At 65.7% G+C, this 26515-nt stretch carries 22 protein-coding genes; 17 read left to right on the top strand and 5 right to left on the bottom strand.

Features of this window, described 5'->3' with window-relative positions:
- A partial coding sequence (locus JMF82_RS17495) for a transglycosylase domain-containing protein (protein WP_201315833.1) occupies window positions 1-1759 on the bottom strand: 1759 nt, incomplete at its 3' end.
- Between the two features lie 248 nt (window positions 1760-2007).
- Between JMF82_RS17495 and JMF82_RS17490 the strand changes: the two genes are divergently transcribed.
- The 11 genes from JMF82_RS17490 (at window position 2008) to JMF82_RS17440 (ending at window position 14386) form a co-directional block, all read left to right on the top strand.
- On the top strand, window positions 2008-3066 hold the full coding sequence (locus JMF82_RS17490) for a pilus assembly protein PilM (RefSeq protein ID WP_038614860.1): 1059 nt from the start codon (window positions 2008-2010) through the stop codon (window positions 3064-3066).
- Complete coding sequence (locus tag JMF82_RS17485) at window positions 3066-3797, top strand: PilN domain-containing protein (protein WP_201315832.1); 732 nt, start codon at window positions 3066-3068, stop codon at window positions 3795-3797. Before JMF82_RS17490 ends, JMF82_RS17485 begins: the two co-directional genes overlap by 1 nt.
- Window positions 3794-4474, top strand: a complete 681-nt coding sequence (gene pilO, locus JMF82_RS17480) for a type 4a pilus biogenesis protein PilO (protein ID WP_201315831.1) — start codon at window positions 3794-3796, stop codon at window positions 4472-4474. Before JMF82_RS17485 ends, pilO begins: the two co-directional genes overlap by 4 nt.
- Window positions 4471-5013 carry a pilus assembly protein PilP gene (locus tag JMF82_RS17475; RefSeq protein WP_201315830.1) on the top strand — a complete coding sequence of 181 codons (543 nt, stop codon included), beginning with the start codon at window positions 4471-4473 and terminating at the stop codon, window positions 5011-5013. The genes pilO and JMF82_RS17475 overlap by 4 nt, the downstream gene beginning before the upstream one ends.
- Window positions 5014-5067: 54 nt before the next feature.
- On the top strand, window positions 5068-7194 hold the full coding sequence (locus JMF82_RS17470; protein WP_236585542.1) for a type IV pilus secretin PilQ: 2127 nt from the start codon (window positions 5068-5070) through the stop codon (window positions 7192-7194).
- 163 nt (window positions 7195-7357) lie between these two features.
- Entirely contained in the window at window positions 7358-8353 is a 996-nt protein-coding gene (locus tag JMF82_RS17465) for a MoxR family ATPase (RefSeq protein ID WP_201315828.1), read from the top strand.
- Window positions 8350-9279, top strand: a complete 930-nt coding sequence (locus JMF82_RS17460) for a DUF58 domain-containing protein (protein WP_201315827.1) — start codon at window positions 8350-8352, stop codon at window positions 9277-9279. Before JMF82_RS17465 ends, JMF82_RS17460 begins: the two co-directional genes overlap by 4 nt.
- Window positions 9279-9821: a DUF4381 family protein gene (locus JMF82_RS17455; RefSeq protein ID WP_201315826.1), complete on the top strand. Its 543-nt coding sequence runs from the start codon at window positions 9279-9281 to the stop codon at window positions 9819-9821. Before JMF82_RS17460 ends, JMF82_RS17455 begins: the two co-directional genes overlap by 1 nt.
- A complete protein-coding gene (locus JMF82_RS17450) occupies window positions 9814-10794 on the top strand; it encodes a VWA domain-containing protein (protein WP_201315825.1) in 981 nt (326 codons plus the stop codon). The genes JMF82_RS17455 and JMF82_RS17450 overlap by 8 nt, the downstream gene beginning before the upstream one ends.
- Entirely contained in the window at window positions 10791-12701 is a 1911-nt protein-coding gene (locus JMF82_RS17445) for a VWA domain-containing protein (RefSeq protein ID WP_201315824.1), read from the top strand. The genes JMF82_RS17450 and JMF82_RS17445 overlap by 4 nt, the downstream gene beginning before the upstream one ends.
- On the top strand, window positions 12698-14386 hold the full coding sequence (locus tag JMF82_RS17440) for a BatD family protein (RefSeq protein ID WP_201315823.1): 1689 nt from the start codon (window positions 12698-12700) through the stop codon (window positions 14384-14386). Before JMF82_RS17445 ends, JMF82_RS17440 begins: the two co-directional genes overlap by 4 nt.
- On the opposite strand, the gene JMF82_RS17435 is transcribed toward JMF82_RS17440, so the two are convergent.
- Window positions 14370-14894, bottom strand: a complete 525-nt coding sequence (locus JMF82_RS17435) for an O-acetyl-ADP-ribose deacetylase (RefSeq protein ID WP_201315822.1) — start codon at window positions 14892-14894, stop codon at window positions 14370-14372. The genes JMF82_RS17440 and JMF82_RS17435 overlap by 17 nt on opposite strands.
- A gap of 66 nt (window positions 14895-14960) precedes the next feature.
- Between JMF82_RS17435 and JMF82_RS17430 the strand changes: the two genes are divergently transcribed.
- From JMF82_RS17430 to JMF82_RS17420, 3 genes are all read left to right on the top strand, one after another.
- A complete protein-coding gene (locus JMF82_RS17430) occupies window positions 14961-15425 on the top strand; it encodes a MarR family transcriptional regulator (protein WP_201315821.1) in 465 nt (154 codons plus the stop codon).
- A gap of 313 nt (window positions 15426-15738) precedes the next feature.
- Window positions 15739-16869, top strand: coding sequence for an efflux RND transporter periplasmic adaptor subunit (locus JMF82_RS17425; protein WP_307837988.1), 1131 nt, complete (start codon window positions 15739-15741; stop codon window positions 16867-16869).
- Window positions 16870-16882: 13 nt separating this feature from the next.
- Window positions 16883-19981: an efflux RND transporter permease subunit gene (locus JMF82_RS17420; RefSeq protein ID WP_201315820.1), complete on the top strand. Its 3099-nt coding sequence runs from the start codon at window positions 16883-16885 to the stop codon at window positions 19979-19981.
- A 191-nt stretch (window positions 19982-20172) separates the two neighbouring features.
- Here the strand turns inward: JMF82_RS17420 and JMF82_RS17415 are convergent, their stop codons facing one another.
- The 3 genes from JMF82_RS17415 to JMF82_RS17405 all read right to left on the bottom strand — a co-directional run bounded on the left by JMF82_RS17415 (window position 20173) and on the right by JMF82_RS17405 (window position 23036).
- Entirely contained in the window at window positions 20173-21612 is a 1440-nt protein-coding gene (locus tag JMF82_RS17415) for a M20/M25/M40 family metallo-hydrolase (RefSeq protein WP_201315819.1), read from the bottom strand.
- A 151-nt stretch (window positions 21613-21763) separates the two neighbouring features.
- Window positions 21764-22180 (bottom strand): large-conductance mechanosensitive channel protein MscL, encoded by a 417-nt coding sequence (mscL, locus tag JMF82_RS17410; protein ID WP_201315818.1) that lies wholly within the window; start codon window positions 22178-22180, stop codon window positions 21764-21766.
- A gap of 169 nt (window positions 22181-22349) precedes the next feature.
- Window positions 22350-23036 carry a fumarylacetoacetate hydrolase family protein gene (locus JMF82_RS17405; protein ID WP_201315817.1) on the bottom strand — a complete coding sequence of 229 codons (687 nt, stop codon included), beginning with the start codon at window positions 23034-23036 and terminating at the stop codon, window positions 22350-22352.
- Window positions 23037-23252: 216 nt separating this feature from the next.
- Between JMF82_RS17405 and JMF82_RS17400 the strand changes: the two genes are divergently transcribed.
- From JMF82_RS17400 to JMF82_RS17390, 3 genes are all read left to right on the top strand, one after another.
- Entirely contained in the window at window positions 23253-24497 is a 1245-nt protein-coding gene (locus tag JMF82_RS17400; protein WP_201315816.1) for an efflux RND transporter periplasmic adaptor subunit, read from the top strand.
- A 70-nt stretch (window positions 24498-24567) separates the two neighbouring features.
- The gene (locus JMF82_RS17395; protein ID WP_201315815.1) at window positions 24568-25254 is read left to right on the top strand and encodes an ABC transporter ATP-binding protein; all 687 of its coding nucleotides are present in this window, start codon (window positions 24568-24570) and stop codon (window positions 25252-25254) included.
- 10 nt (window positions 25255-25264) lie between these two features.
- Window positions 25265-26431 (top strand): ABC transporter permease, encoded by a 1167-nt coding sequence (locus JMF82_RS17390; RefSeq protein WP_201315814.1) that lies wholly within the window; start codon window positions 25265-25267, stop codon window positions 26429-26431.
- Window positions 26432-26515: the final 84 nt, after the last annotated feature.

The following is a 26515-nucleotide window of genomic DNA, read 5'->3' as shown; positions in this document are numbered from 1 at the left end:
TGATGAAGAACGGCGTTACCAGGTAGCCGCCGTTGGCGAACACCGCATAACCCCGCGCCATGCTCATCGGCGAGACCGAGGCCGTGCCAAGCGCCATCGACAGGTTGCTGGGCAGGGAATCGAGGCTGAAGCCGAAGCGGGTGACGTAGTCGCGCGCATAGCGCACGCCGATGGCATCCAGCAGGCGCACCGACACCAGGTTCTTGGACTGCACCAGCGCCTCGCGCAGGCGAATGGGGCCGTCGAACTTGTCGTCATCGTTGGAGGGCGTCCACAGGCCGCCCGGACGCGACGGGTCGGGCAGGGCCAGGGGCGCATCGTTGACGATCGAGGCCGGGGTGAAGCCGCGCTCGAACGCCGCCGAATAGATGAACGGCTTGAAGCTGGAGCCGGGCTGGCGGGCCGCCATCACTGCGCGGTTGAACTTGCTGCGCAGGAAGTTGAAGCCACCGACCAGGGCCTGCAGCGAGCCGTCCTCCGGATTGATGGAGACCAGGGCGGCCTGGGCGGCGGGGATCTGGGTCAGCTGCCAGTTGCCCTTTTCGTCGCGCACCACGCGCACGATGTCGCCGCGCTTGAGCAGGCTGCCGCCGCTCCTGGGGCGGGCCCAGGCCATCTGCTCGACGCCCAGCTTCACCGTCTCGCGGCTGGCCAGGTAGATGCTGGTCTCGCCGCCGGCGACCCCGGTGACGATGCCCGGCTGCATGCCCGAGATGTCGGTAAAGCCGGCCAGGGCGCGTTCCATGTCTTCGTTGCTGGCATCGGCGCCCAGCTCCTGATGGGCCTCCGGGCCGCGCCAGCCGTGACGGTGGTCGTACTCGACCAGCCCCGAGCGGACGGCGTCCACGGCGGCCTGCTGGCGGGTGCTCAGCACGGTGGTCTTCACCACGTAGCCTTCGGTGAGGGCATCGTTGCCCAGCCGATCGAGTGCCTGCAGGCGCACCATTTCGGCCAGGTAGGGGGCGTCCACCTCGATCGGCGGCTCATGCGGCGAGGCATTGTTGGCCTCGGCCACGGCCTGCTCGTACTCGGCCTTGTTGATGTAGTGGTTCTCCAGCATCTGGCCGAGCACCCAGTTGCGGCGGGCAATCATGCGTTTGGGGCTGTTGAGCGGGTTTACCACCGACGGCAGCTGGAAGGTGGAGGCAAGCGTCGCGCACTCGGCCACGCTCAACTGGTCGAGCGTCTTGCCGTAGTAGTAGGAAGCGGCCGCCGCCACGCCGTAGGAGCGATGTCCCAGGAACATCTTGTTGAGATAAAGCTCCAGGATCTGGTCCTTGGTCAGCTCGCTCTCCATGCGCAGGGCGATGAAGATCTCGGTCAGCTTGCGGGAATAGAGCTTTTCGGGGCTCAGGAAGAAGTTGCGGGCCACCTGCTGGGTGATGGTGGAGCCGCCGGGGCCCTTGTCGCCGCCGGAAACGACCACGTGCCATCCGGCGCGGGCGATGCCGTGCCAGTCCACTCCGGGGTGCTGGTAGAAGCTGGCGTCTTCGGCCGCCAGCACGGCGTGCTTGAGGCGCTCGGGAACCCCGCCGATGGCGACCGGGATACGGCGGGTCTCGCCGAAGCTCGCGATCAACTTGCCGTCGGCCGACAACACCCGCAATGGCACCTGCATGTGGTAGTCCTTAAGGACGGCCACCGAGGGAAGACGGGGGGAAATCAGCCAGTAGGCCACACCGATCGCCGCGACACCCAGCAGCAAACCCGTAAAAGCCAGGATCAGTATCCAGCGCAGCAACCGCTTAAGAATTTGCATGATTTGGGTGTTTGCGAGACGTGAGTCAAAACAACTCAGAGTATAGATGTAGCAGTATCTCGGGCATGAACCGAGCGCGTCACAGCAAAAAGCAGGCCATCGACGAGTTGGGCCAAGTGTGGATGGCGTCACGCGAATGAGTCGAGAAAAAGCTCGTAGGCCGTTGCCATTACATTAATTTTTGGTTTTAATGCCGTCGCGTATCCCTCCGATACAGGAGGGGGCGTTCAGGGGCAAGGGGGAAAATCGTGGGGCTCTTTACACCCAAGAAGCCGCCGCTTGTTGGCGTCGACATCAGTTCGACAGCCGTCAAGCTGCTGCAGCTCAGCCAAGCCGGCGGTCGCTATCGCGTAGAACACTACGCGGTCGAGCCACTGCCCCCTAATGCAGTGGTCGAAAAGAACATCGTCGAGGTCGAGGCGGTGGGCGAGGCCATCCGGCGCGCGCTGGCGCGCTCGGGCTCCAAGCTCAAGCACGCGGCAGCCGCGGTGGCGGGCTCGGCCGTGATCACCCGCATCATCCCGATGCCGAGCGAGCTTTCCGACGACGACCTCGAAGGCCAGATCCAGGTCGAGGCGAACCAGTACATCCCGTATCCGATCGAGGAAGTGAGCCTCGACTTCGAGGTGCTGGGTCCGGTGCGCGACAACCCGGAAATGAACAACATCCTGCTCGCTGCCTCGCGCACCGAGAACGTGGACATGCGCGTGGCCGCGCTGGACCTGGGCGGCCTTTCCGCCAAGGTCATCGACGTCGAGGCCTTCGCGATGGAAAACGCCTTCGCGATGGTGGCCGACCAGTTGAACGTCGGCCGCGACGCCCTGGTCGCCGTCGTCGATATCGGCGCCACGATGACCACGCTGTCGGTGCTGCGCAACCAGCGCACGATCTACTCGCGCGAGCAGGTGTTCGGCGGCAAGCAGCTCACCGACGAAATCATGCGCCGCTACGGGCTCTCCTACGAGGAGGCCGGTCGTGCCAAGCGCAAGGGCGGTCTGCCCGAATCGTATGAAAGCGAGGCGCTGGAACCCTTCAAGGAATCGCTGATCCAGCAGATCAGCCGCCTGTTGCAGTTCTTCTTCGCGGGCAGCGAATACAGCAAGGTGGACCAGGTCGTGCTGGCCGGCGGCTGCGCATCCATCGAAGGCATCGGCCCGATGCTCGAGGACCAGCTGGGCGTGCCGTGCGTCGTGGCCAATCCGCTGGCGCGCATGTCGCTGTCGCCGCGCGTGCAGGCACAGTCGCTGGCACAGGACGCGCCGGCGCTGATGATCGCCGTCGGCCTCGCGCTCAGGAGCTTCGACTGATGGCACACATCAACCTACTTCCCTGGCGTACCGAACGCCGCAAGCAGCGAGAGCGCGAGTTCTTCATGCAGCTGGCCGCGGCCTTCGTGGCGGCCGTGCTGGTGCTGTTCCTCTGGGTGTTCTGGATGGACATGCGCATCGACAACCAGAACGAGCGCAACAGTTACCTGCAGGGCGAGATCAAGCAGCTCGACGAGCGCATCGCCAAGATCAAGGACCTGGAAAAGGTCCGCGAGCGCCTGCTGGCCCGCAAGCAGATCATCGAGCAACTGCAGGCCAATCGTTCGCAGATGGTCCACCTGTTCGACGAACTGGTGAAGACGATTCCGGCAAGCGCCCGCCTCGGTGGCCTCAAGCAGGTCGGCGACTCCATGACGCTGGAAGGTGTCGCGCAGTCCAACGCGAGCGTCGCCGAGTACATGCGCAACATCGAGTCGTCGCCGTGGATGGGCCATGCCGACCTGCGCAAGACGGAAAACACGCACAAGGGCGATTCGCGCATGCCGTATGCCTTCGGCCTGGACGTCGCGTTGAGCCGACCCAAGCAGGAAGAGGGCGGCGAAGGCTCGGACGATGCGCATACGCCGGTATTGCCGGCATCGTCGCAGGCTCCGGCAAATGCGCCGACTCCCGCGGCTGGCGCACCGGCCAAGCCGGCGCCGGCAAGCACGGCTCCGGCCGCGCCGAAGCCAGAGGGTTCTGCAGGCGCTAACGGAGGAGCCAAGTCATGAAGTTCCTCAACGACCTGCAGAGTCTCGATCGCAACAACATCGGTGGCTGGCCCAAGTCGGTCAAGATCTTCTTCACGGTGCTGCTGTTCGCCATCGTGATGTTCCTTGGCTGGTACCTCTACGTCAGCGATCAGCAGAGCACGCTGGAGCAGGCGGCCAACAAGGAAGAGCAGCTCAAGCAGGAGTTCTCGCAGAAGCAGGCCAAGTCCGTGAACCTCGAGGCGCTGCAACAGCAGCTCGACGAGATGCAGGACATGCTGCGCCAGCTGCTGCGCCAACTGCCCAGCAAGACCGAGATGCCCGAATTGCTGGTGGACATCTCGCAGACGGCCCTGTCGGCCGGCCTCGAGACCGAGCTGTTCCAGCCGGGTCCGGAAGCCCCGAAGGACTTCTACGCCGAGAAGCCGATCCAACTGCGCATGGTGGGCACCTATCACCAGTTCGGTACGTTCATCAGCGGCGTGGCGTCGTTGCCCCGCGTGGTCATCCTGACCCTGCACGACGTGTCGCTGACGCCGAAGAACCAGGATGCGAAGGGTGGTGGTGGCGTTCTGGTGCTTCAGGGCACCGTCAAGACCTACCGCTACCTGGAAGATGACGAGAGCGCGGAGGCCAAGGCAGCCAATGCCAAGTCGGCCACCGGCAAGGCGCCGGCGAAGAAAGGGGGCCAGAAATGAGTAAGTTGGCTGCCATCAGGCCCGCCCAGGTGACGCGCTTCGCCTTGATGCTCGGTGTCGCACTCGTGCTCAGCGGTTGCACGCGCGGCATGTCCGACCTGCGCGACTGGGTCGACCAGGAAAAACACAAGAAGGGCGCGCCCATTCCTGCGCTGCCCGTCATCAAGACCTTCGAGACCTTCCAGTACGCCGACCAGGACAAGCGCGACCCGTTCAGTCCGAGCACGGCCGAGCTCCAGCAGGGCAACGCCAATGCCGGGCCCCGGCCTGATGAAAACCGCTCGAAGGAGCCGCTGGAAATGTTCGCGCTGGACAGCCTGAAGATGGTCGGCACCGTGGGAACCGGCGCCGGCATGGAAGTCCTGGTGAAGGATCCGGGGGGCGTGATCCATCGGGTCCACCGCAATGAATACATGGGCCAGAACTATGGTCGGGTCACCGCGATCGGCGAGGACCACATCGATCTGGTGGAACTGGTATCCAACGGAAATGGTGGCTGGATGGAACGTCCCGCCAGCATCGCGCTTGGCGAGAAATAAGAAACAGGGGCTGATGCAATGACCAACCAAATCAAAACTGTTCGAGGCCGTGTCATGCGCCAGACTCGCAGTGCCGTGATCGCAGGTCTGCTGGTGCTCGGCGCCGCCTGGTCGAGCGCGGCCGCCGCTGCCACCAGCACCCTGAAGGACATCAGCTACGACACGCTGCCGGGAGGCCGTATCGAGCTGCACCTGAACTTCGCGCAGGGCCCGGTGCCGGAACCGAAGATTTTCACCACGGGCAATCCGCCGCGTATCGCGGTCGACTTTGCCGACACCGACAACGCCGCGCCACGTCACCTCGACATCGGCAAGGGCGCCGCGACCGGTGTGTCCGCGGTTTCCGCAGGCGGCCGCACACGTGTCGTGGTCGAGCTGGTTCGCGACTCCACCTACCGCTCCCGCGTGGAAGGCAACAGCCTGGTGCTGACGGTGAACAACGGCACGGAGGCGGCGACCACCACGACCGCAGCCAGCATTGATCCTTCCAAGGCGCTGCCTTCGATGGCCAATGGACCGTCGGTGTCCAATATCGATTTCCGCCGCGGTCCGAACGGCGAAGGCCGCATCCTGATCGACTTCAGCGGTGCCGGCGCCAATGCCGACATGAAGCGCCAGGGCGACAAGGTCGTGGTCGATATCGACCATGCCAACCTGCCCAGCAACCTGGCGCAGCGCCTGGACGTGCTTGATTTCGCCACGCCGGTGCAGTCCGTCGTGACCAAGGCGGGCGTGCGCGGTGGCGCGCACATGGAAATCGATACCAAGGGCAGCATCGAGACCTCGGCGTACCAGAGCGGCAACCAGTACGTCGTCGAAGTGGCGCCCAAGAAGAAGGACGCCAAGGCGGACGCCAAGCTGGCCAAGGGCCAGGAGCCGGCCTATTCCGGCAACCGTGTGACCTTCAACTTCCAGGACATTCCGGTTCGCTCGGCGCTGCAGCTGCTGGCGGATATTTCCGGCCTGAACCTGGTGGCTTCCGATACCGTAGGCGGCAGCGTCACCTTGCGATTGGTGAATGTGCCGTGGGATCAGGCGCTGGACGTCGTGCTGCGCGCCAAGAGCCTGGACAAGCGCCGCAACGGCAACGTGATCTGGATTGCGCCGCAGGAAGAGCTTGCCAAGTATGAGCAGAGCATCGCCGACGCCCGACTGAAGGCCGAAGACAACGCCGAGCTCGTTACCGATTACGTGCCGATCAGCTATGGCAAGGCGAAGGACATCGCCAAGCTGCTGACGCAGGGCAGTCTGGCAGGTACGGGCAGTGGTGGCGGCAGTGGAAATACGCAGCGCGGTTTCCTGTCGTCGCGCGGCAGCGTGTCGTTCGATGACCGCACCAACACGCTGTTGATCAACGACAACCCGCAGAAGATCCGCGAGTTGCGTGAGCTCATCTCGATCCTCGACAAGCCGGTACAGCAGGTACTGATCGAGTCGCGCATCGTGATCGCCACGGACAACTTCACTCGCGAGCTTGGTGCCAAGTTTGGCGTGCAGGGAGCCCGTACCAATCCCAGCGGTCAGGTACTGTCGACGGGTGGCAAGAGTAACGGCGATGGCACGGCAGGCGGCATCAACGTCAACCTGCCCTCCACCACGAACGGCGGCAGCTTCGCCCTCGGCATCCTCGGCAAGAACTACGCGCTGGATCTCGAGCTGTCCGCTGCGCAGACCGAAGGCCGCAGCGAAGTGATCTCCAGCCCGCGCGTCATCACGGCCAACCAGCAGGAAGCCGTGATCCGCCAGGGTCAGGAGATCGGCTATGTGACCTATCAGAACAGCTCGACGGGTGCGGCTGGCAGCGGCACCGCGACGGTGCAGTTCAAGGATGCGGTGCTGGAGCTGAAGGTGACGCCGACGATCACCTCGGACAATCGCGTCTACCTGATGATCAACGTGAAGAAGGATGCGCTCGCTGGCTACGTGACCGTTCCCGGCAGCGGCCAGGTCCCCACGATCGATACGCGTGAGATCAACACCTCGGTGCTGGTCGACAACGGCCAGACGGTGGTGCTGGGTGGCATCTACGAGATCACCAAGCAGAACAGCGCGACCAAGGTGCCTGGCCTCGGTGATATCCCGGGCCTCGGCATCCTGTTCCGCAATACGTCTCGCCAGAGCGACAAGGCGGAGCTGTTGATCTTCGTGACGCCGCGCATCCTCAGCGAGAGCCTGCAATAAGGCGATGCACATGAGATGAAAAGGGCGGCCTTGTGCCGCCCTTTTTCTTTTCAAGCGTGTTTCCGCCCGGTAAACACGGGCCTCGCGCCGCCAAAAGTCATGGCCATTAAACTTCTTGGGCGCGGTAAGGTCTGTCTTAGCGCTCCCCAAGACGGAAACATCGATGGATATGCCCGAGGCCACGCCTTCATCTCGCCTGCAACAGGCGTTCCTGCACGTGCGTGATGAGCTGCAGCGCAGCGTGATCGGCCAGCCGCACCTGATCGATTGCCTGCTGATCGCCCTGCTGGCCGACGGCCACTTGCTGGTCGAGGGCGCGCCGGGCCTGGCGAAGACCACGGTGGTGAAGGCCCTGGCCGGCTGCGTCGAGGCGGATTTCCACCGCGTTCAGTTCACGCCGGACCTGTTGCCGGCTGACTTGACCGGCACGGACGTGTTCAGGCCGCAATCGGGCAATTTCGAGTTCGAGCGCGGCCCGCTGTTCCACAACATCGTGCTGGCCGACGAGATCAACCGCGCGCCGGCCAAGGTGCAGTCGGCCCTGCTGGAGGCCATGGCAGAGCGGCAGATCACCGTGGGCCGCAGCACCTGGGCACTGCCCGAGCTCTTCATGGTGATGGCGACCCAGAACCCGATCGAGCAGGAAGGTACGTTCGCCTTGCCCGAGGCCCAGCTCGACCGATTCGTGATGCATGTGACGATCGATTACCCGGATCCGGCATCGGAACTGGCGATACTCCAGCTCGCGCGGGAACAGGCGCGCCGCAGCCTGCACCCGGTGCCGTCGCAACGCCCCAGCCTCAGCCAGGCGGACGTCTTCAGTGCGCGTGACGCCGTGCTCGCGGTCCACATGGCTCCGGCGCTGGAGGAATACCTGACCCAGATCGTGCTGGCCACGCGCCATGCGGGCGCCTACGGACCGGAGCTCAAGCGGTGGATTGCATGGGGCGCCAGTCCGCGCGGCACCATTGCGCTCGATCGTTGCGCGCGCGCGCACGCGTGGCTGGCGGGCCGCGATTACACGCTGCCCGAAGACGTGCACGCCATCGCCCATGAAGTGCTGCGCCACCGCGTGCTGCTCAGCTACGAGGCCGAAGCCGAGGGTGTACGCCCCGACCAGGTGATCAAGCGCGTACTGGACCTCGTGCCGCTGCCGTGAGCGCGCTACTGGATACCTCCGATGGCGACGGCCGCACGCGGGTTCGTCTCGCCGAGCTGGTGGCGTTGCGCGGCCGTGTTGCCAAGGCAGCCCTGCCGCGGCTCGAAAGCCGGGCGATGCGCGCTGGCCAGCAACATAGCCGTCTTTACGGCCGGGGCATGGATTACGCCGAGTCGCGCGTCTACCAGCCCGGTGACGATGTTCGTCGCATGGACTGGCGTTTGACGGCGCGTAGCGGCCGTCTGCACACCAAATTGTTCCAGGAGGAACGCGAGGGCCGGTTGCTGGTCCTGCTGGACACCCATGCGAGCATGCGCTTCGGCACCCGCGCGCGATTCAAGTCGGTGCAGGCGGCGCGTGCGGCCGCGCTCGCCGCCTGGTACGTGGTGCGTGCCGGTGAACGCGTCGGCCTGATGGAGTTCGGTGGTGGCCAGCGCCTGTTGCGGCCTTTGGCCGGCACTCGGGGTTCGCTCGCCGTTTGCGGGGCGCTCGCCGATTGGGACGATCCATCCCTCGCCCCATCTCCTGAACTGCTATCTGACGCCGTGTTGCGTGCGGGCCGCCTCATGCGTGGCGCCAACCGCGTGCTGGTGATCAGCGACGGACTCAGCTGCGATGATGCCGCACGGGGCCGCCTGCTCGATCTCAACGGCAAGGCGGGCGTGCGCGTGCTGGTCGTGGCGGATGCCTTGGAATTGTCGTTGCCACCCGCCGGTCGCTATCCCCTTGAGCACGAAGGAGAGCGGCGCGACGTCATGTTGTTTGGCGAGCGTCAACGCCGCGAGTTCCAGCAGGCGCTGGGTGCGGGACAGACCCGTCTGAACGCCCTGGCCCAATCGCTTGGCATTCCCCATCGCACCATCGATACGGCGGGTGATCCTCTCGATGCCGTGTTGTCGCTGCTGTCGCCGGGAGTGCGTCGGTGATGATCGCCGTTCCCGCTGCGGCATCGCCCGCCAATGGACCGGCCCTGCGCGACATCCATATGCCGCCCGCACCCGCCTGGTGGCCGCCCGCGCCGGGATGGTGGATCGTCACGGCGCTTGCGCTGCTATGCGTCGGTGCGGGTCTGTGGCTTTGGCGCAGGCATCGCCGGCGACGCGCGTCGGAACAGGCGCTGGTTGCGGCGGTGGATGCTCTGGTTGCGCGACATCGCCAGCGGCCACAGCAATTGGCAGCCGGGCTTCATGCCTTGTTGCGGCGCGCGGCATTGCGCCTGGATGGCGCAAACTCGCGACAGGGAGGCGAGGCGTGGCGCGCAACGCTGGCCTCGGTGATGCAGGATGCTCCAACGCTCGACACGCTGATGATGCTGGAAGCAGCCATGTACAAGCCAAAGGCTGACTTCGACATTGATGCGGCAGCAGCAGCGGTTCGTCGCTGGCTACTGGCCGCCTGGCGCCAACGCAACAGGCGGGCGCGGATGGCGCCCTCCCGGGGCCTGCTCTCGGAGAGTGGCCATGCCTGAGTTCGCATGGCCGTGGATGTTCGTGCTGCTGCCTTTGCCTTGGCTGCTGCGCCGCCTGCTGCGCGCCGCGGAACCTGGGCAGGCATTGCATCTGCCGCATCCGGGCCTTCATCTGGCTGCCAGCGAGCGGGAAGGGCGCGGCGGTTGGCGCCTGTGGTTGCTGCTCCTGGCATGGCTTTTCCTGCTGGCGGCGGCTGCGCGACCGCAATGGGTGGGGCCGCCCCAGGCACAGCAACGCAGTGGTCGTGCGTTGATGCTGGCGGTCGATCTGTCCGGCAGCATGCGCACCGATGACATGCAACTGGGCGGGCGCTCCGTCAGCCGCTTCGGTGCGGTGGAAGCCATCGCGGGAGATTTCATTTCCCGCCGTGGCGGCGACGAGCTGGGATTGATCCTGTTCGGAAGCCGCGCCTATCTGGTCACGCCGTTGACCTACGACCTCGACGCCGTGCGCGCGCAACTGCAGGGCGCTGCCGTGGGATTGGCAGGCACCGAGACGGCCATCGGCGATGCCATCGCCGTTGCCGTGAAACGACTCGCCAATCTGCCGGCGCAGGCTCGCGTCGTGGTGCTGCTTACCGATGGCGTCAACAACGCGGGGAATATCGCGCCGTTGGATGCCGCCAACGCGGCAAAGGCCGCGGGTGTGCGCGTCTACACCATCGGCATTGGCGCCACCGAGATGAGCATTCCCGACCTGTTCGGCACGCACACGATCAACCCGTCGGCTGATCTGGACGAAGGGATGTTGCGCACGATCGCCGGCCAGACCGGTGGCCGCTATTTCCGGGCGACCGACGCCAGCCAGCTGACCGATGCGTATCGCGCCATCGACGCATTGGAGCCGATGCGCCAGCAGGGTCCATCACTGCGCCCGCGCCATGAACTGTTCCGATGGCCGCTCGCGCTGGCCGTGCTGGCGTGGCTCGCCACGATCCTGCCGCGAGCGAGACGGCTGGAGGTGGCTGCATGAGCGAAGCGTGGCAGCAGTTCCATTTCCTGCGGCCCGCATGGCTGCTCGCCTTGCTGGCGCTGCCCTTGTTGTTGGCACTGATGACCCGGCGCAGCACGGCGCGCGAAGCGCTTGAACGTCTGGTGGACGCCGAGCTGCTTCCATACTTGCTGCAAGGCCGCGAGCAGCGGCGGCGGTCGCCTGCCGCCTTGCTTGTGGTGGGATGGCTGCTCGCCACGCTGGCCATGGCGGGCCCGACCTGGAGCCGCGTCGCGCAGCCGCTCTATGCGCAACGCGCTGCCCAGGTGGTCGCGCTGTCGCTGTCACAGCACATGCTGGTGCGTGACGTCGCGCCCAGTCGTTTGGATCGTGCGCGCTACAAGGTGCGTGATCTGCTGTCCGCCAACCACGATGGACTGAATGCGCTGGTTGCTTACGCCGGCGAGGCATTCGTGGTGGCGCCGCTCACCACGGATGCGTCGAGCCTCAATGAGCTGCTCGATGCGCTGGCGCCGGACACGATGCCTGTCGATGGCGACAACGCTGCCCAGGCGATCGAACGTGGCGTGAACCTGATACGCGATGCCAAGGTGGGTGGAGGATCGCTGGTGCTGGTCACCGACACCGTGGATGCCGCCGCTCAATCCGCGGCTCGCAAGGCCCGCGAGGCAGGCGTGCGCGTATCGGTACTCGGCGTGGGCACGCTGCAAGGTGGTCCGGTGCCGCTTTCCGACCAGAGCTTTCAACGCGACTCCCAAGGCGGCCTGTCGATGGCACGCCGTGACGACGCGGCGCTGCGTGCGCTGGCAGGCGCGGGCGGCGGTATCTACGTGACGGCGACGGATGATCATGCCGACATCGACGCCTTGCGTAGCGAGCTGAAAACGGACGGCGCCGTTGCGCTGGCCGCCGACCAGCGCGGCGACGAGTGGCAGGATCGCGGCCCCTGGCTGCTGTTGCCGCTGTTGCCGCTCGCGGCCATGACCTTCCGGCGCGGCTGGCTGGTCGTGATGGCCCTGATGCTGTCGCCGGGCATCCCTGGCACCGCCCATGCGAGCCGTTGGTCCGACCTGTGGCTGCGGCCCGATCAACAGGCCTCTTCGGCACTGGAGCGCGGGCAGGCGAAGGAGGCGCAGCAGCTGGCGCGTGATCCGGCGTTGCGAGGAGCGGCAGCCTATCGTGCCGGTGACTACGCAGCCGCCGCCAAGGCGCTGCGCGACGCGACGGGCAGTGATGCCCAGTACAACCTGGGTAATGCCCTCGCCAAGCAGGGCGATTATCAGGGGGCGCTCGATGCCTACGACCGCGCGCTCAAGGCGAACCCCGCGAATGCGGATGCGGCGAGCAACCGCAAGGCGGTCGAGGACTGGATGCGCAAACAACCCTCGAAGCCCCCGCCGCAAAAGGGCGCGCAGAACGACAAGGGCAAGTCGGCCCAGGGGCCGTCGACGACGCCTCCTGACGATGCCAAGGGACAGTCGGGTCAGCATGAAGACCAGGCGCAGCAGAACGGCGACGAGGGCAAGCGTTCGCAGCAGGCGCAGGGCAATGCGCAAGGCAACGGCAACGGCAACGACAAGGACGCCAACGGGCGCACGCAACCCGGCCAGCAGCCCGACGAGGCATCGGGCATGCAGCCACAAAGTGCGCAGGAGCAGGCCAGGCAGCGCGCGCGCGAACAGCAGGCGCAGCAGGCCCTGCAAAAGCAGATGGACCAGGCGCTCGGCAAGGCGCAGCGCTCGCCGCAATCTGCCAGCCACGAGCTGGGCGAAGTGGCGACGGATGATGCCCAGGCGAAATTGCCGGCCGATGTACGACAGGCGTTGCAGCGCGTGCCGGATGATCCGGGTGCCCTGCTGCGTCGCAAGTTCGATCTCGAATACCGGCAACGTCACGATGCCGTGCCACCAGGGGACGACAACCCGTGAAGCCGCGCCACCTCGCCATCCTCGCGTGCCTCTTCGCGCTGCTGTGGCCGCTCGCCGCCGCCGCTGCCGATGTCCAGGCCACGCTCGATCGTACGCGCGTGGAGCTTGGTGAAACGGTTACGCTCAACCTGCGATCGCAGGGCGGCGGCATGGTGCAGACGCCGGACCTGAGCGCGTTGGCCCGTGATTTCGCGGTGCTCGGTTCCTCCAGCAACACCAGCATCAGCATCATCAACGGAAGGCGCTCGGCGCAGGTCACGGTCGGCGTGGCATTGCGCCCGCTGCATACGGGCACGCTGCATGTTCCCCCGTTGTCGTTCGCCGGAGGCACCACGGCGCCGCTTGAGCTGCAGGTCGTCGACCCCGACCCCAATGCCGCCGCAGCGGGACGTAAAGACGTCTTTCTCGAAGCCGTGGTCGATCCCGCCGATGGTTACGTGGGCCAGCAGAGGATCTACACGCTGCGGTTGTTCTTTGCCGCGGACCTTACCAACGGTGCGTTGGAAGACCCCCAGCTGGCCGGTGTCGACGTGCGACGGCTTGGCAACGAGATCAATTACCAGGCCGAGCGAGGCGGGCGACGCTACAACGTCATCGAGCGCCGCTATGCGCTGACGCCGCAACGCGAAGGGCGGCTGGACATTCCGCCCGTGGCGTTCCAGGGCGACATGGTCAGCATGGCCGATCCCAATGCCTTCTTCGGCAGCGGCACGCCGGTCTCGGCGTCTTCTCCCGGCGTGTCCATCAACGCCAAGGCCGCGCCTGCGCAGGCGGCACGCACCACCTGGTTGCCGGCGCGCGACCTGAACCTGGCCCTGGATGGCGGCCCCTCGCACGGCGACTTGCGCGTGGGCCAGCCGCTGAACCTGGTAATGAGCGTGCAGGCGACCGGATTGCCCTACGAGGCGTTGCCGGCGTTGAGCCTGCCGACCCTGGATGGCGCCACCGTCTACCCGGACAAGCCGGTCAATGCCACGCATGTGGATGGCCAATGGCTGGTCGGGCGCCGCCAGCAGGGTTTCGCGATCGTGCCCAATCGTCCCGGCACGCTCACCATTCCGGAAACCACGCTGACCTGGTGGAACGTGGTGACCGATCAGCCCGAGGTGGCGCGCATCCCCGCGCAGACTTTCACGGTGCTGCCTGCCGTTGGCGCCGCGCCGGGCCAGGCGCCCACCGTTGCGCAACCGTCGACCACGCAGGAGGCGACGCCTGCGCCATCACCAGCGGCAGCGAGCGCTACACCGTGGCGATGGATCGCGCTGGGAAGCATAGGCCTGTGGCTGGTGAGCGTTGCAGCGTGGTGGTGGTGGCGCTCGCGTCGTGTAGTGGCGCCCGCGGCATCCGCCGCGGCGCCATCGCCGTCGAAACTGCGCGCGGCGTTCCTGGCTGCCGCACGCGGCGGTGATGTGGGGGCGCAGGTGAACACCCTGCTGGCCTGGGCGCGCGCGGATCGTCCCGCCCTGCAGAATCTGGGTGAGCTCTCGCATGCGCTCGCGTCGGATGCTCAACGCGAAGCCATCGCAGCCTTGCAGCGCAAGCGCTATGCGGGTACGGAGGAAGGCGGACTCGGCGATCGACTGGCCGCGGTATTTCGCGATGGCTTCGCTTGGCGAGAGGAGGGCGGAGCCGCATCGGACGCCACGCCGCTGCCACCGCTTTATCCCTTCAACCTGCGTCGTTGAGCGCAGCTCGCCAGATCGAGGCCATGGCATCGCCGAAGCAACAGATGAGCACCTGCATGGAAGCGCCGGCCGGCATCGACGCGCCAACGCTGCGCAGCGCGACGGGCGCCGCGAGTTCGGGCGGATAGCCGTACACGCCGCAACTGATGGCCGGAAAAGCCACGGAGTCGATGCCATGCTCCAACGCGAGGATCATGCTTTGCTCGTAACAGCTCGCCAGCAGCGCCGGCTCGCCCCGCAGGCCACCGTGCCACACTGGACCCACGGTGTGGATGACGTAGCGTGCGGAGAGCAGGAAGCCTGGCGTGACGCGGGCTTCTCCCGTGGGGCAGCGCACGCCTGGGGCCACCTGGGGCAGTGCGCGGCAGGCGTGCAGCAGTTCCGGACCTGCGGCGCGGTGGATCGCGCCATCGACGCCGCCGCCGCCGAGCAGGGCAGGGTTGGCTGCGTTGACGATGGCGTCCACGTTCAGCTGGGTGATGTCGGCGGTGATGATCTCAATGGACATGGCTTCGCGAGAACTTGCGACGTATGCTTGACGCTACACTGACTGGCGCGAACTGGCATCACCACTATGACTAAAGCGGAAGACATTTCCTTTGGCTATCTGCTGGGCGATGTGACTTTGCTGTTCCGCAAGCACTTCGACAGACGTGCCGTGAAATTCGGGTTGACCCGCGCACAGTGGCGGGCCACCAAGATGCTCTATTACCGCGAAGGCCTGCGCCAGACCGAACTGGCCGAACAGCTGGAGATGGAGCCGATCGCCGTGGGGCGCGTCATCGATCGGCTGCAGGCCGCGGGCTTCGTCGAGCGCCGCCCCGATCCCAAGGATCGCCGCGCCTGGCGCCTCTACGTCACCGACCAGGCACGCAGCGTCATCGCAGACATGGAAGAGATCGCCGTCGGTTTGCGCAAGGACGCCACGCGCGGCATCACGGTACCCGAACTGCAGCAGGCCCTGGGCGTGCTCAACCGCATGAAGGACAACCTGCAGGCGCTGGATGGCGGCCTGGCTCCCGAGGATGGCGAGGCATAGTCGCTCCACCTCCGCGATGCCGCATGCAGCGCGTATTCGGCTACGGGCGTGCGACAGTGTGGTGACTTCGGACGGGGTAGTGCGTTACCAGAGGCATGGATATCGCGAATGTCGCGATGCCTGCCGCATGGCGAGCCGTTTGCCAAGTGCTGTCGGTCGTGCGGGTCATCGGCGCCGCGTGCATCACAATGACCGGTGCGGTGCACCGGGGTGGAGCAGGTGCCGGCACTCCCTGTGATGCACATCGCAGCCGATAGGCGTCGTTGCCGATGCATGCCGGCAAGCCGCCGCGGTTCGATGGTCGGAGAACTCGATGCAGCGTATGTCCCCGAAAAAACTGGTGCTGCTGATCGCGGTGCTGATAGCGGCCGTGGTGGCGGTGCAGTGGTTTCGCAGCGGAGGCCGCTCATCGGCGAAGACGCCGCCACCGCAGGTGGCCGTGCCGGTGAAGGTGGCGAACGCGCATCACGGCGACCTCGACCTCACGCTGAAGGTCATTGGTCGCGCCGAAGCCTATTCCACCGTCACCGTGCAGGCGCGCGTCAGCGGGCAGCTGCAGGAATTGCTGTTCACGCCGGGCGGGCACGTCAAGGAAGGGCAGACGATCATCCGCATCGATCCCAGCCTGCTGCAGGCGCAGCTCGACCAGTCGCTGGGCAACCTCGCGAAGGACGAGGCGCAGCTGCAGAACGCACAGACCGTGCTCAAGCGCTACCAGCCGCTGCTCGGCAAGGGCTATGTGGCGCAGTCGGACTACGACACCTACAAGGCGAACGAAGGCGTGTACGCCGCTTCGGTGAAAGCCGACAAGGCCGCGGTGGAACTCGCGCGCACGCAACTGGGCTACACGCAGATCAAGGCGCCGTTCGAGAGCATCGCCGGTGCGCCGTTGATCTATCCCGGTGCCCAGGTCACCGAGAACGATACCTCGATCGTGGTGCTCAACCAGATCCGGCCCATCCATGTGACGTTCTCGATCCCCGAAACCGGCCTGGCAGGCATCAAGGAATCGATGGCGCGCGGCAGCGTGCCGGTGACCGTCAATATTCCCGGCACCCGGCAACCGGCGATGCAGGCCGAGCTGGACTTCATCAACAACGCGGTCGATGCGACCACCAGCACGATCCAGCTCAAGGCGCGCTACGGCAATGACAGCGACCAACTCACGCCGGGCCAGTTCGTGGAAGTCCTGTTGCCGACCACGCGCCTGACCAACGTGGTGACGGTGCCCGTGGTGGCGCTGCAGAATTCGCCGCTGGGCAGCTTCGTGTTCGTGCTCAACGAGGATGGCACCGTGACGCAGCGTATCGTCACGGCAGGTCCGAGCAGCGGCAACCAGATCGTGATCGAGAAGGGGTTGACCGGCAGCGAGCGCGTGGTGGTCGATGGCCAGCTGCTGCTGGTGGATGGTGCGCACGTGCGCATCGTGACCGACAACAGTTGAGCGGGCGTCGCCTATGAACCTGCCTGCACTCTGCATCAAGCGGCCGGTGATGACCACGCTGCTGATGGTGGCCCTGCTGGTGTTCGGCATCGCGGCGTATCCCAAGCTGCCCGTCAACGAGCTGCCGAATGTCGACTTCCCCACCATCACGGTGAACGCGAGCCTGCCTGGCGCGGCGCCCGAGACGATGGCGACCGCGGTGGCGACTCCCCTGGAAAACCAGCTCTCGACCATCGCCGGCATCCAGTCGATGACCTCGACCAGTGCCCTGGGTTCCACCTCGATCACCATTACCTTCGAGCTGGATCGCAACATCGATGGTGCGGCGCAGGACGTCCAGGCGGCCATTTCTTCCGCGCAGCGGCAGCTGCCGACGAACATGCCCACGCCACCCACCTTCCGCAAGGTGAACCCGGCGGACGCGGCCATCATCTACCTCACCTTGCGTTCGCGTACCCAGCCGCTGGCGGTGGTGGACGATTACGCCGAGACGCAGCTGGCGCAGCGCCTGTCCACCATCGACGGCGTGGCCCAGGTGAACGTGTATGGCTCGCAGAAGTACGCGGTGCGCGTCAGCGTCGATCCGCAGAAGCTGGCCGCGAGCGGCATCGGCATCGATACGGTGCAGACCGCGATCGCCAATGCCAACGTCAACCTGGCCACGGGCTCGCTCAACGGCAACCGGCAGCTGCTGTCGATCCGCTCGGACGGCCAGCTGCCGCGCGCGAACCTCTACAACAGCATCATCGTGGCGTATCGCAACGGCGCGCCGGTGCGACTGTCGGACCTCGGCAAGGCCGAGGACAGCGTGCAGAACGACCAAGTGGCGAGCTGGTACAACGGCGAGCGCGCGATCGTGCTGGCCATCCAGCGCCAGCCGGGTTCCAACACGGTGGCGACCATCGATCGCATCCGCGCCGTGCTGCCCACGTTCGAGGCCACATTGCCGCCCTCGATCAAGCTCGCCGTGCTGTACGACCGCTCCGAATCGATCCGCGCGTCTGTGGATGACGTGCAGTTCACCCTGCTGCTGGCGGGCGTGCTGGTCGTGCTGGTGATCTATCTGTTCCTCGGCAACGCGTCGGCAACGCTGATCCCGGCGCTGGCATTGCCGGTGTCCATCATCGGCACCTTCGGGTCGATGTTCGCGCTGGGCTACAGCCTGGACAATCTCTCGCTGCTGGCGCTGACCCTGGTGGTCGGCTTCGTGGTGGACGATGCGATCGTGATGCTCGAGAACATCGTGCGCCACGTCGAAGACGGCATGGATCCGTACGAGGCCTCGCTCAAGGGCGCCAGCGAGATCGGCTTCACCATCTTCTCGATGACGCTGTCGCTGGTGGCGGTGTTCCTGCCGGTGATGTTCATGGGCGGCATCGTCGGGCGCCTGTTCCACGAGTTCGCGGTGACCTTGAGCGTGGCGATCCTGATCTCGGGCTTCGTCTCGATCACGCTCACCCCGATGCTGTGCAGCCGCTTCCTGCGGCATGCGGAGCACGAGAAGAAGGCGCGCGTGGTGCTGTGGTTCGATGCCGGCTTCGAGCGCGTGCGCCGTGGCTACGTCAACACGCTCGGTTGGGCGGTCGGCCATCCGCGCACCATCCTGGGCGCGTTCTTCGGCAGCCTGTTGCTGACGGGCCTGCTCTTCGCGGTGGTGAACAAGGATTTCATCCCGGCGGGCGATTCGGGCCAGCTCAATGTCAACGTCGAAGGACCGGACGACATCTCCGTGCGCGCCATGGGTGATCGCCAGCAGGCGTTGGCGAAGATCGTCGCCGATGATCCGAACATCGAGGCGTACATGTCCTCGGTGGGCGCGGGCGGCGCGCGCACCACCACCAACAACGGTTCGCTGCTGCTTCGACTCAAGCCCGCCAGCGAGCGTGAACTCAACCCCGACGGGATCATCCAGGAGTTGCGCCAGAAGTTCGCGCAGGTGCCTGGCATTCGCGCGTACATCCAGAATCCGCCGGCGATCCAGATCGGCGGCCGCCAATCCAAGGCGCAGTACCAGTACACGTTGCAGTCCATCGATACGGATGCGCTCTACAGCTGGTCCGGCAAGGTCATCCAGGCTTTCAGCAAGTTGCCGGGCTTCCAGGACGTCACCAGCGACCTGGATCTGAACGGGCCGTCGGTACGCGTCAATGTCGATCGCGACAAGCTTGCCACGCTCGGCCTCACCATGGACCAGGTGCAGAGCGCGCTGGGCTCGGCCTTCGGTGCAAACCAGATCTCCACCATCTACGGATCGTCATCGCAGTACTGGGTGATCCTGCAGGTGTACTACTCGCTGCAGAACGACATCGACGTGCTCTCGCAACTGTACGTCACGGCGAGCAATGGCACGCTGGTGCCGCTCAATGCGGTGGCGAGTTTCGAGCGCAAGCCGCAGGCGCTCACCGTGAACCACCAGGGCCAGATTCCCGCGGTGACGGTGTCGTTCAACCTCGCGCCCGGTGTCAGCCTGAGCGAGGCCGTGGCCAGCATCGATCGGGCCATGAAGCAGATGAACCTGCCCGCGTCGATCACCGGCAGCGTGCAAGGCACGGCGCAGGCGTTCCAGGATTCCATGCAGGGCATGGGCCTGCTGCTGGCGCTGGCGGTATTCGTGATCTACCTGGTGCTGGGCATCCTGTACGAGAGCTTCATCCATCCGCTCACCATTCTTTCGGGCCTGCCGTCCGCGGGCGTGGGCGCGCTGCTGACCTTGATGGTCTTCCAGGCGCCGCTGGATCTGTTCTCGTTCGTGGGCATCGTGATGCTGATCGGCATCGTGAAGAAGAACGCGATCATGATGATCGACTTCGCCCTGGAGCGGCAGCGAAATGAGGGCCTCGAGCCGGCCAAGGCCATCGTCGAAGCCTGCCACGTGCGTTTCCGTCCGATCATGATGACCACGATGGCGGCGTTCGCCGGCACCTTGCCGATCGCGCTGGGCCTGGGCGCTGGTGCGGAGACGCGCCGCCCGCTCGGCCTGGCCGTGGTAGGCGGCCTGCTGGTGTCGCAGGTGCTGACGCTGTACCTGACGCCGGTGATCTATCTGTACCTTGATCGCCTGCACGAGCGGTTTTCGAGCAAGCGGAAGTCACGGCCTGCCGAGGCCACCTGAGGGAAGGCGAGATAAATGTAGGAGCGCACCCCGTGCGCGACCGCAGCGCCGCGACGGTTCCGTACTGAACGGACTTTGCGGTTTACTTGGAAGGCTTATCGCGCACTGGGTGCGCTCCTACAGAAACCTGGGCGTTCTGGGAATAAAAAAGGGCGGCCATCCGGCCGCCCTTTTGCCTTCCTGCGCGACGATCACTCTTCTGCGCCGTCGCCCTTGAATGCGCCCGGTGCCGAGCCGAAATCGCCGTTGGCCTGGGCGGCCATGTACGAGAATGCGGCATACACCGCCACGTTCTGCGCCAGCTCCTTCGGATCGATCTTGTCGAGCGTGTCGTTGGCGGTGTGGTGGTAGTCGAAGTAGTCGGTGCCGTCCTGGGTCAGGGTGAGCGCCGCCATGCCCTTGCCATGCATCTGCGAGAGGTCGGAACCACCGCCGCCCGGCGCCTTCGCGTCGTACGCCACGCCGATCGGTTCCAGCACCTTGGCGATCTGGTCGATCGCGCCGCGCGCTTCCGGCTTCACGCTGGCGCTCATGCGCCACACCTTGCGCGCACCGAAGTCCGACTCGGTGCCGAGCTGGAACTTCTTCACTTCGGCGCCATGCTTGTCGGCATAGGCGCGACCGCCCCACAGGCCCATTTCCTCATTCGCGAATGCGATCACGCGAATGGTGCGGTCCGGACGCTGCGGCATGTCGTGGATCAGCTTGGCCGCCGCCATGGCAATGGCTACGCCCGCGCCGTCGTCGATGGCGCCCGTGCCCGGATCCCACGAATCGAGATGGCCGCCGATCGCCACGACCTGGTCCGGATGCTTCTTGCCGGTGACTTCGCCGATCACGTTGGCGCCGTGGTAGGTGCCGGTGATGCCGCAATCGAGGTCGAGCTTGATGGTCACCGGCTTGCCGTAACCCACGATGCGCGTCAGCTGGTCGGCATCCGGATTGGAGAGCGCCGCCGCGGGGATCGCTTCCTTCGGGTCGCGGAAGCCGGTGACGCCGGTATGCGGCGTACGGCTGTTGGCGTCGGTGCCTGCCGAACGCAGCAGGAAGCCGGCGGCACCCATCTTCGAGGCGATCACCGGACCGCCGACGCGCACTGCGGAGCCGATGCCGTAGTCGTGGCCGTCCTTGTGGCGTTCCATGCGCGCGTCGACGTAGACGATCTTGCCCTTCACCCTGGCCGGATCGGCGTTCTTCAGCGCCTCGAGGCTGTCGAAGCGCACGACTTCCGCGGTGAGGCCACCCTTCGGCGTGCCGGCGGAATAACCCAGCGCAATCAGGTCCAGCGACTGCGGGAACGGACCGACGATCTCGGCGTGCTCGCTGCGGCGCTCCCACAGCGGGTAGCTCACTTCCTCGGTGTAGACCTTGTCGAAGCCGAGCGCCTTGAACTTGGCGACCGCCCAGTCGCGACCACGCTGGTCAGCCGGGCTTCCGGCGAGGCGGGCACCCACTTCGGTCGTCAGCGAGGTGACGATGTCATAGGCGGTGTTGTCGTTCATCGCCTTGTCGCGCAGCTGTTCGGCCGTCTTTACGGCTGCGGCGGGAATGGTGGTTGGTGTGGCGGCGTTCGCCGTGCCGATGGCGAGCATCAGGCTGGCGGCGAGGAACGAAAGGGGCAGACGGCGCATGGGACAGCTCCTTGGGCGGAAACAACGATTATCGCGTGCCCGCCAAGACCCGCTTAGGCCAGAAGTCATGGGCGCATGGCCGGGGAGCGGATGATCCCGTCCATGAAAAAGGCGCCCGAAGGCGCCTTTCTCCGCCGCGCATGGCGCGTGCCTACTTCTGGCTCTGGGACTTGAGCAGATCGCGGATCTCGGTGAGCAGCACCACATCGGCCGGCGGCGCGGCCGGTGCAGCCTCTTCGCGGCGGGAGAGCTTGTTGATGGCCTTGACCACGACGAAGATCGCGAACGCAATGATGATGAACTGGATCAGCGTGTTGATGAAGGTGCCGTAGCCGATCGCGACTTCGGCGATCTTGTGCGCCGGGTCGCTGTTGTCGGCCGGCTTGAGCACCCATTTCATCTGGGAGAAATCGATACCGCCGGTGAGCATGCCGATCGGCGGCATGATGATCTGATCCACCAGCGACGTGACGATCTTGCCGAACGCGCCGCCGATGACCACGCCGACCGCGAGGTCGATGACGTTGCCACGCATGGCGAATTCTTTGAACTCTTTGAGCATGCTCATGCTTCTCTCCCTGGGCTGGATGGCAGGGCAGACTCTAGCGCAGCAGGGCAAGGGACGACAGGCATGTCCGGTCCCCCAAACGCCCATGGATTCAGCATCTTCCGCATCCTGCGAAGGCGCGGCCTCCCGCTTTTCGCAAGATGCTGCACCTCCGGCGCGCCCCGGCTAATCAGGTCACGTGGCCTTCCAACACCGCGACGCCGGCCAGTTCAGCGTGGAAGCGATCGCCGCGCTTCAGCGCCGACACGCCCGCCGGTGTGCCCGTGAAGATCAGGTCGCCCGCCTTCAACTCGAACAAGGTCGACAGGATGGCGATGATCTCGGGCACGCCATGCACCATGTCGCCGAGCTTGCCCAGCTGGCGTTGTTCGCCATTGATGCTGAGCGTCAGCGTGGTGTCAGCGCCGAGACGCACCTCGCTCGCGGGGCGCAGGGCCGATACCGGCGCGGAATGATCGAACGCCTTGGCCACATCCCACGGGTGGCTCTTGGCCTTGGCCACCGCCTGCAGGTCGCGACGGGTCAGATCCAGGCCCACGCCGTAGCCCCAGACCAGGCTCTCGGCCTGTGCCACCGGAATATCGCGACCACCGCCGCCGAGCGCCACCACCATTTCCACTTCGTGGTGCAGGTCGCCGGTGGCCTGCGGATAGGGCACGTCGGCGCCATCCGTCACCATGGCATCGGCGGGCTTGCAGAAGAACAGCGGCGTGTCCTTGTCCACCGTGGCGCCCATTTCTCGGGCGTGCTCGGCGTAGTTGCGGCCGATGCAGAAGATGCGGCGGACCGGGAAACGAAGGTCGCTGCCGAGCACCGGCAGGCTGGGAACGGCGGGAGGCGTGATGGCGTAGGGCATGGTCCGGCAAGGTTATCACCCTGGCCCCGGCGCGCCAGTCGCCTGTCACGTCAGCTTTTTTCACCGGGCGCTTGCCTGTACAAGGAGCCGGTTTTCCGGTCCCGCGGGGTGACAGCTGTCACTGCCGACACCTGATGGGGACCTCTGGCGGCGATCCAGCCGCTCCAGCATCGTTTGCGACACCGAGGAACCGGCGGGGGCCGGCAGGGAGAGCTTGTGGCGAATGCGGATCTATTGAAGGAACTGCGCATCGACAAAGACCAGCGCGAAGCCCACGGCGGAGGCCCGGGGCGCTGGCCATGGATCGTCGGCGGCGTCGTGGCGGTGGTCGTGCTGGCGGGGCTGGCAGGCTGGTGGCTGATGGGCTCGCGCGCGATCGAAGTGCAGACCGCACAGGCACAGTCGCCGGCATCGAACGCCGCGGCGGGTGCGGTGCTGCAGGCGACGGGGTACGTCACCGCGCGCCGGCAGGCCACGGTATCGGCGCAGATCACCGGCACGCTTACGCATGTGCTGATCGAGGAAGGCGACCACGTGAAACAGGGCCAGATCGTGGCCCGCCTTGACGATTCGCAGTACCGCGCCGCCCTGGAGGCCGCGCGCAAGCAGGCTGCCGCATCGCATGCGCTGGTGGACCAGTTCCAGGCCCAACTGGCGCAGAACCAACGCGATGCGGGGCGCATGGAATCGCTGGCCGAAAAAGGCCTGGTCGCCAAGCAGACGGCAGAGCAGGCGCGCACCCAGGTCGACAGCACGCGCGCGCAATTGCTGTCGCAGCAGCGCAACGCGGCCGCGGCCGATGCGCAGGTAGTGGAGGCGCAGGTCAACTTCGATTATTGCGTGATCCGCTCGCCGTTCGACGGCGTGATCACCACCAAGGATGCGCAGGTGGGCGAAATCGTGTCGCCCTTCTCCGCGGGCGGTGGTTTCACCCGCACCGGCATCGGCACCGTGGTGGACATGGATTCGCTCGAAGTGGACGTGGACGTCAATGAGGCGTACATCGGTCGCGTGAAGCCGAACATGCCCGCCGAGGCGGTGCTGGACGCGTATCCGGACTGGAAGATCCCCGCCCACGTCATCGCCATCGTGCCTGCCGCCGATCGCGGCAAGGCCACGGTGAAGGTGCGCGTCGCGCTGGAGCACAAGGACGCGCGCATCGTGCCCGACATGGGTGTGCGCGTGTCCTTCCTCGAATCGAAGGAAGCACGGCAGAACGTGCAGGCGCCGCAGGGCGTGCTGGTTCCCAGCCAGGCGATCGCCCAGCGCGACGGCCACGCCGTGGTGTTCCTGGTAGCGGGCGACAAGGCGCAGCAGCGCACCGTGACGCCGGAAGCCACCGGCAAGGACGACGTACGCCGGGTACCGGCCGGTGTGGAGGCGGGCGACACGGTAGTGGTGTCGCCACCGGAAACCTTGAAGGACGGCGCGCGGGTGACCACCGCCAAGCCGAAGGAATAAGCAGTACTCCATCGCAGCGAATGATCACGCGCGCCGGCATGGCGACGCGAACCGAAACGGGAGCCCAGGCATGAACACGTTGATCGAAACCCGCGACCTCTCCAAGGTGTACGAGCGCGGCAAGCAGAAAGTGGAAGTGCTGCATCACATCAACCTCGACATTGCCGAGGGTGATTTCCTCGCGCTGATGGGGCCGTCGGGCTCGGGCAAGACGACCCTGCTCAATCTCATCGGCGGCCTCGACACGCCCAGCGGTGGCAGCATTACCGTGGCCGGCCAGCGCCTCGATCAATTGAACGGCGGCTCGCTGGCCAAATGGCGCGCCTCGCACGTGGGCTTCGTGTTCCAGTTCTACAACCTGATGCCGATGCTCTCGGCGCAGCGCAACGTGGAACTGCCGCTGCTGCTGACCAAGTTGTCCGCCGCGCAGCGCCGCAAGAACGCGTCCATCGCGCTGCAACTGGTGGGCCTGGGCGAGCGTTCCTCGCACAAGCCCAGCGAACTGTCCGGTGGCCAGCAGCAGCGCGTGGCGATCGCGCGCGCGATCGTGTCCGACCCGACGCTGCTGGTATGCGACGAGCCGACGGGTGACCTGGATCGCCAGTCGGCCGAGGAAGTGCTCGGCCTGTTGCGTGTGCTCAACCGCGAGCACGGCAAGACCATCGTGATGGTCACGCATGATCCCAAGGCGGCCGAGTACGCCAACCACACCCTGCATCTGGACAAGGGCACCCTGGTCGAACAGGCCATCGCGTGAGGATGCGGCGATGAAATATTTCCATCTCATCTGGGCGGCGCTGTTCCGGCGCAAGACCCGCACGATACTCACGCTGGTGTCGATCATCGCCGCGTTCCTGCTGTTCGGCATGCTCGACGCCGTGCGTACCTCGTTCAACCAGGCCGGGCAGAGCGCCAACGGTGCCCAGCGCCTGCAGACCGGTTCAAAGCTCTCCTTCATCCAGACCTTGCCGCAATCGCTGGAAGCACAGATCCAGCAGGTGCCGGGCGTCAAGATGGTGACCTACGCGAACTGGTTCGGTGGCGCCTACCAGGATCCGCACAACCAGGTCTTCAGCTTTGCGGTCGAGCCCAACTACATCGACCTCTATCCCGAGATCGAGGTGAGTGCCGCCGAGCGCAAGGCGTTCGACGACACGCGCACCGGCGTCCTGGTGGGCGAAAAGCTGGCCAAGCGTTTCAACTGGAAGGTGGGCGACAAGATTCCGCTGCAGTCGACCATCTTCCCGAATCGCCAGGGCAGCAAGAACTGGACGTTCGACGTGGTGGGCATCATGCATTCGAAGGACAAGAAGGCCGGTGGCTTCTACGACCAGATGCTGCTGCTGCACTGGAAGTACTTCGACGAGACCACGCCGTTCAACCGAGGCACGGTGGGCTGGTACGTGACGCGCGTGACCGACGTGAACCAGGCGGATCGCGTGGCCAAGGCCATCGATGCCATCTCGGCCAACTCCGATCACGAAACCCGCACGCAGACCGAACAGGCCGCCACCGCCAACTGGATGAAACAGCTGGCGGACATTGGCCTGATCGTGGGTTCGATCATGGGCGCGGTGTTCTTCACGCTGCTGCTGCTGTCGGGCAACACGATGATGCAGGCGGTGCGCGAGCGCACCAGCGAACTGGCGGTGCTCAAGACCATCGGGTTCTCGAACCGTAGCGTGCTCGGCATCGTGCTGGCGGAGTCGGTATTGCTGCTGGTGCTCGGCGGCGTGATCGGGCTGGGCATCGCCGCGCTGATCGTGCCTGCGGTAAGTGCCGGCAGCGGCGGCATGCTCAACCTGCCGAGCGTCGGCGCGAACAGCTGGATCCTGGGACTGGTGCTGATGATCGCGATCGGCTTGCTGGTGGGTGCGCTGCCGGCGCTGCGCGCCATGCGCCTGAACATCGTCGATGCATTGGCTGGACGCTGAGGAAAGCATCATGAACTTCCTGATCAATCTCTTGTTGCTGCTCCTTGTCGTTGCCGTGCTGGTGGCGTGGATCGTGCTGCCATG

The sequence above is a fragment of the Dyella sp. EPa41 genome (genome assembly GCF_016586165.1).
Lineage (GTDB): Bacteria > Pseudomonadota > Gammaproteobacteria > Xanthomonadales > Rhodanobacteraceae > Dyella.
The sequence above is the reverse complement of the archived record's forward strand: the minus strand, read 5'-3'. Positions and strand labels throughout refer to the sequence as shown.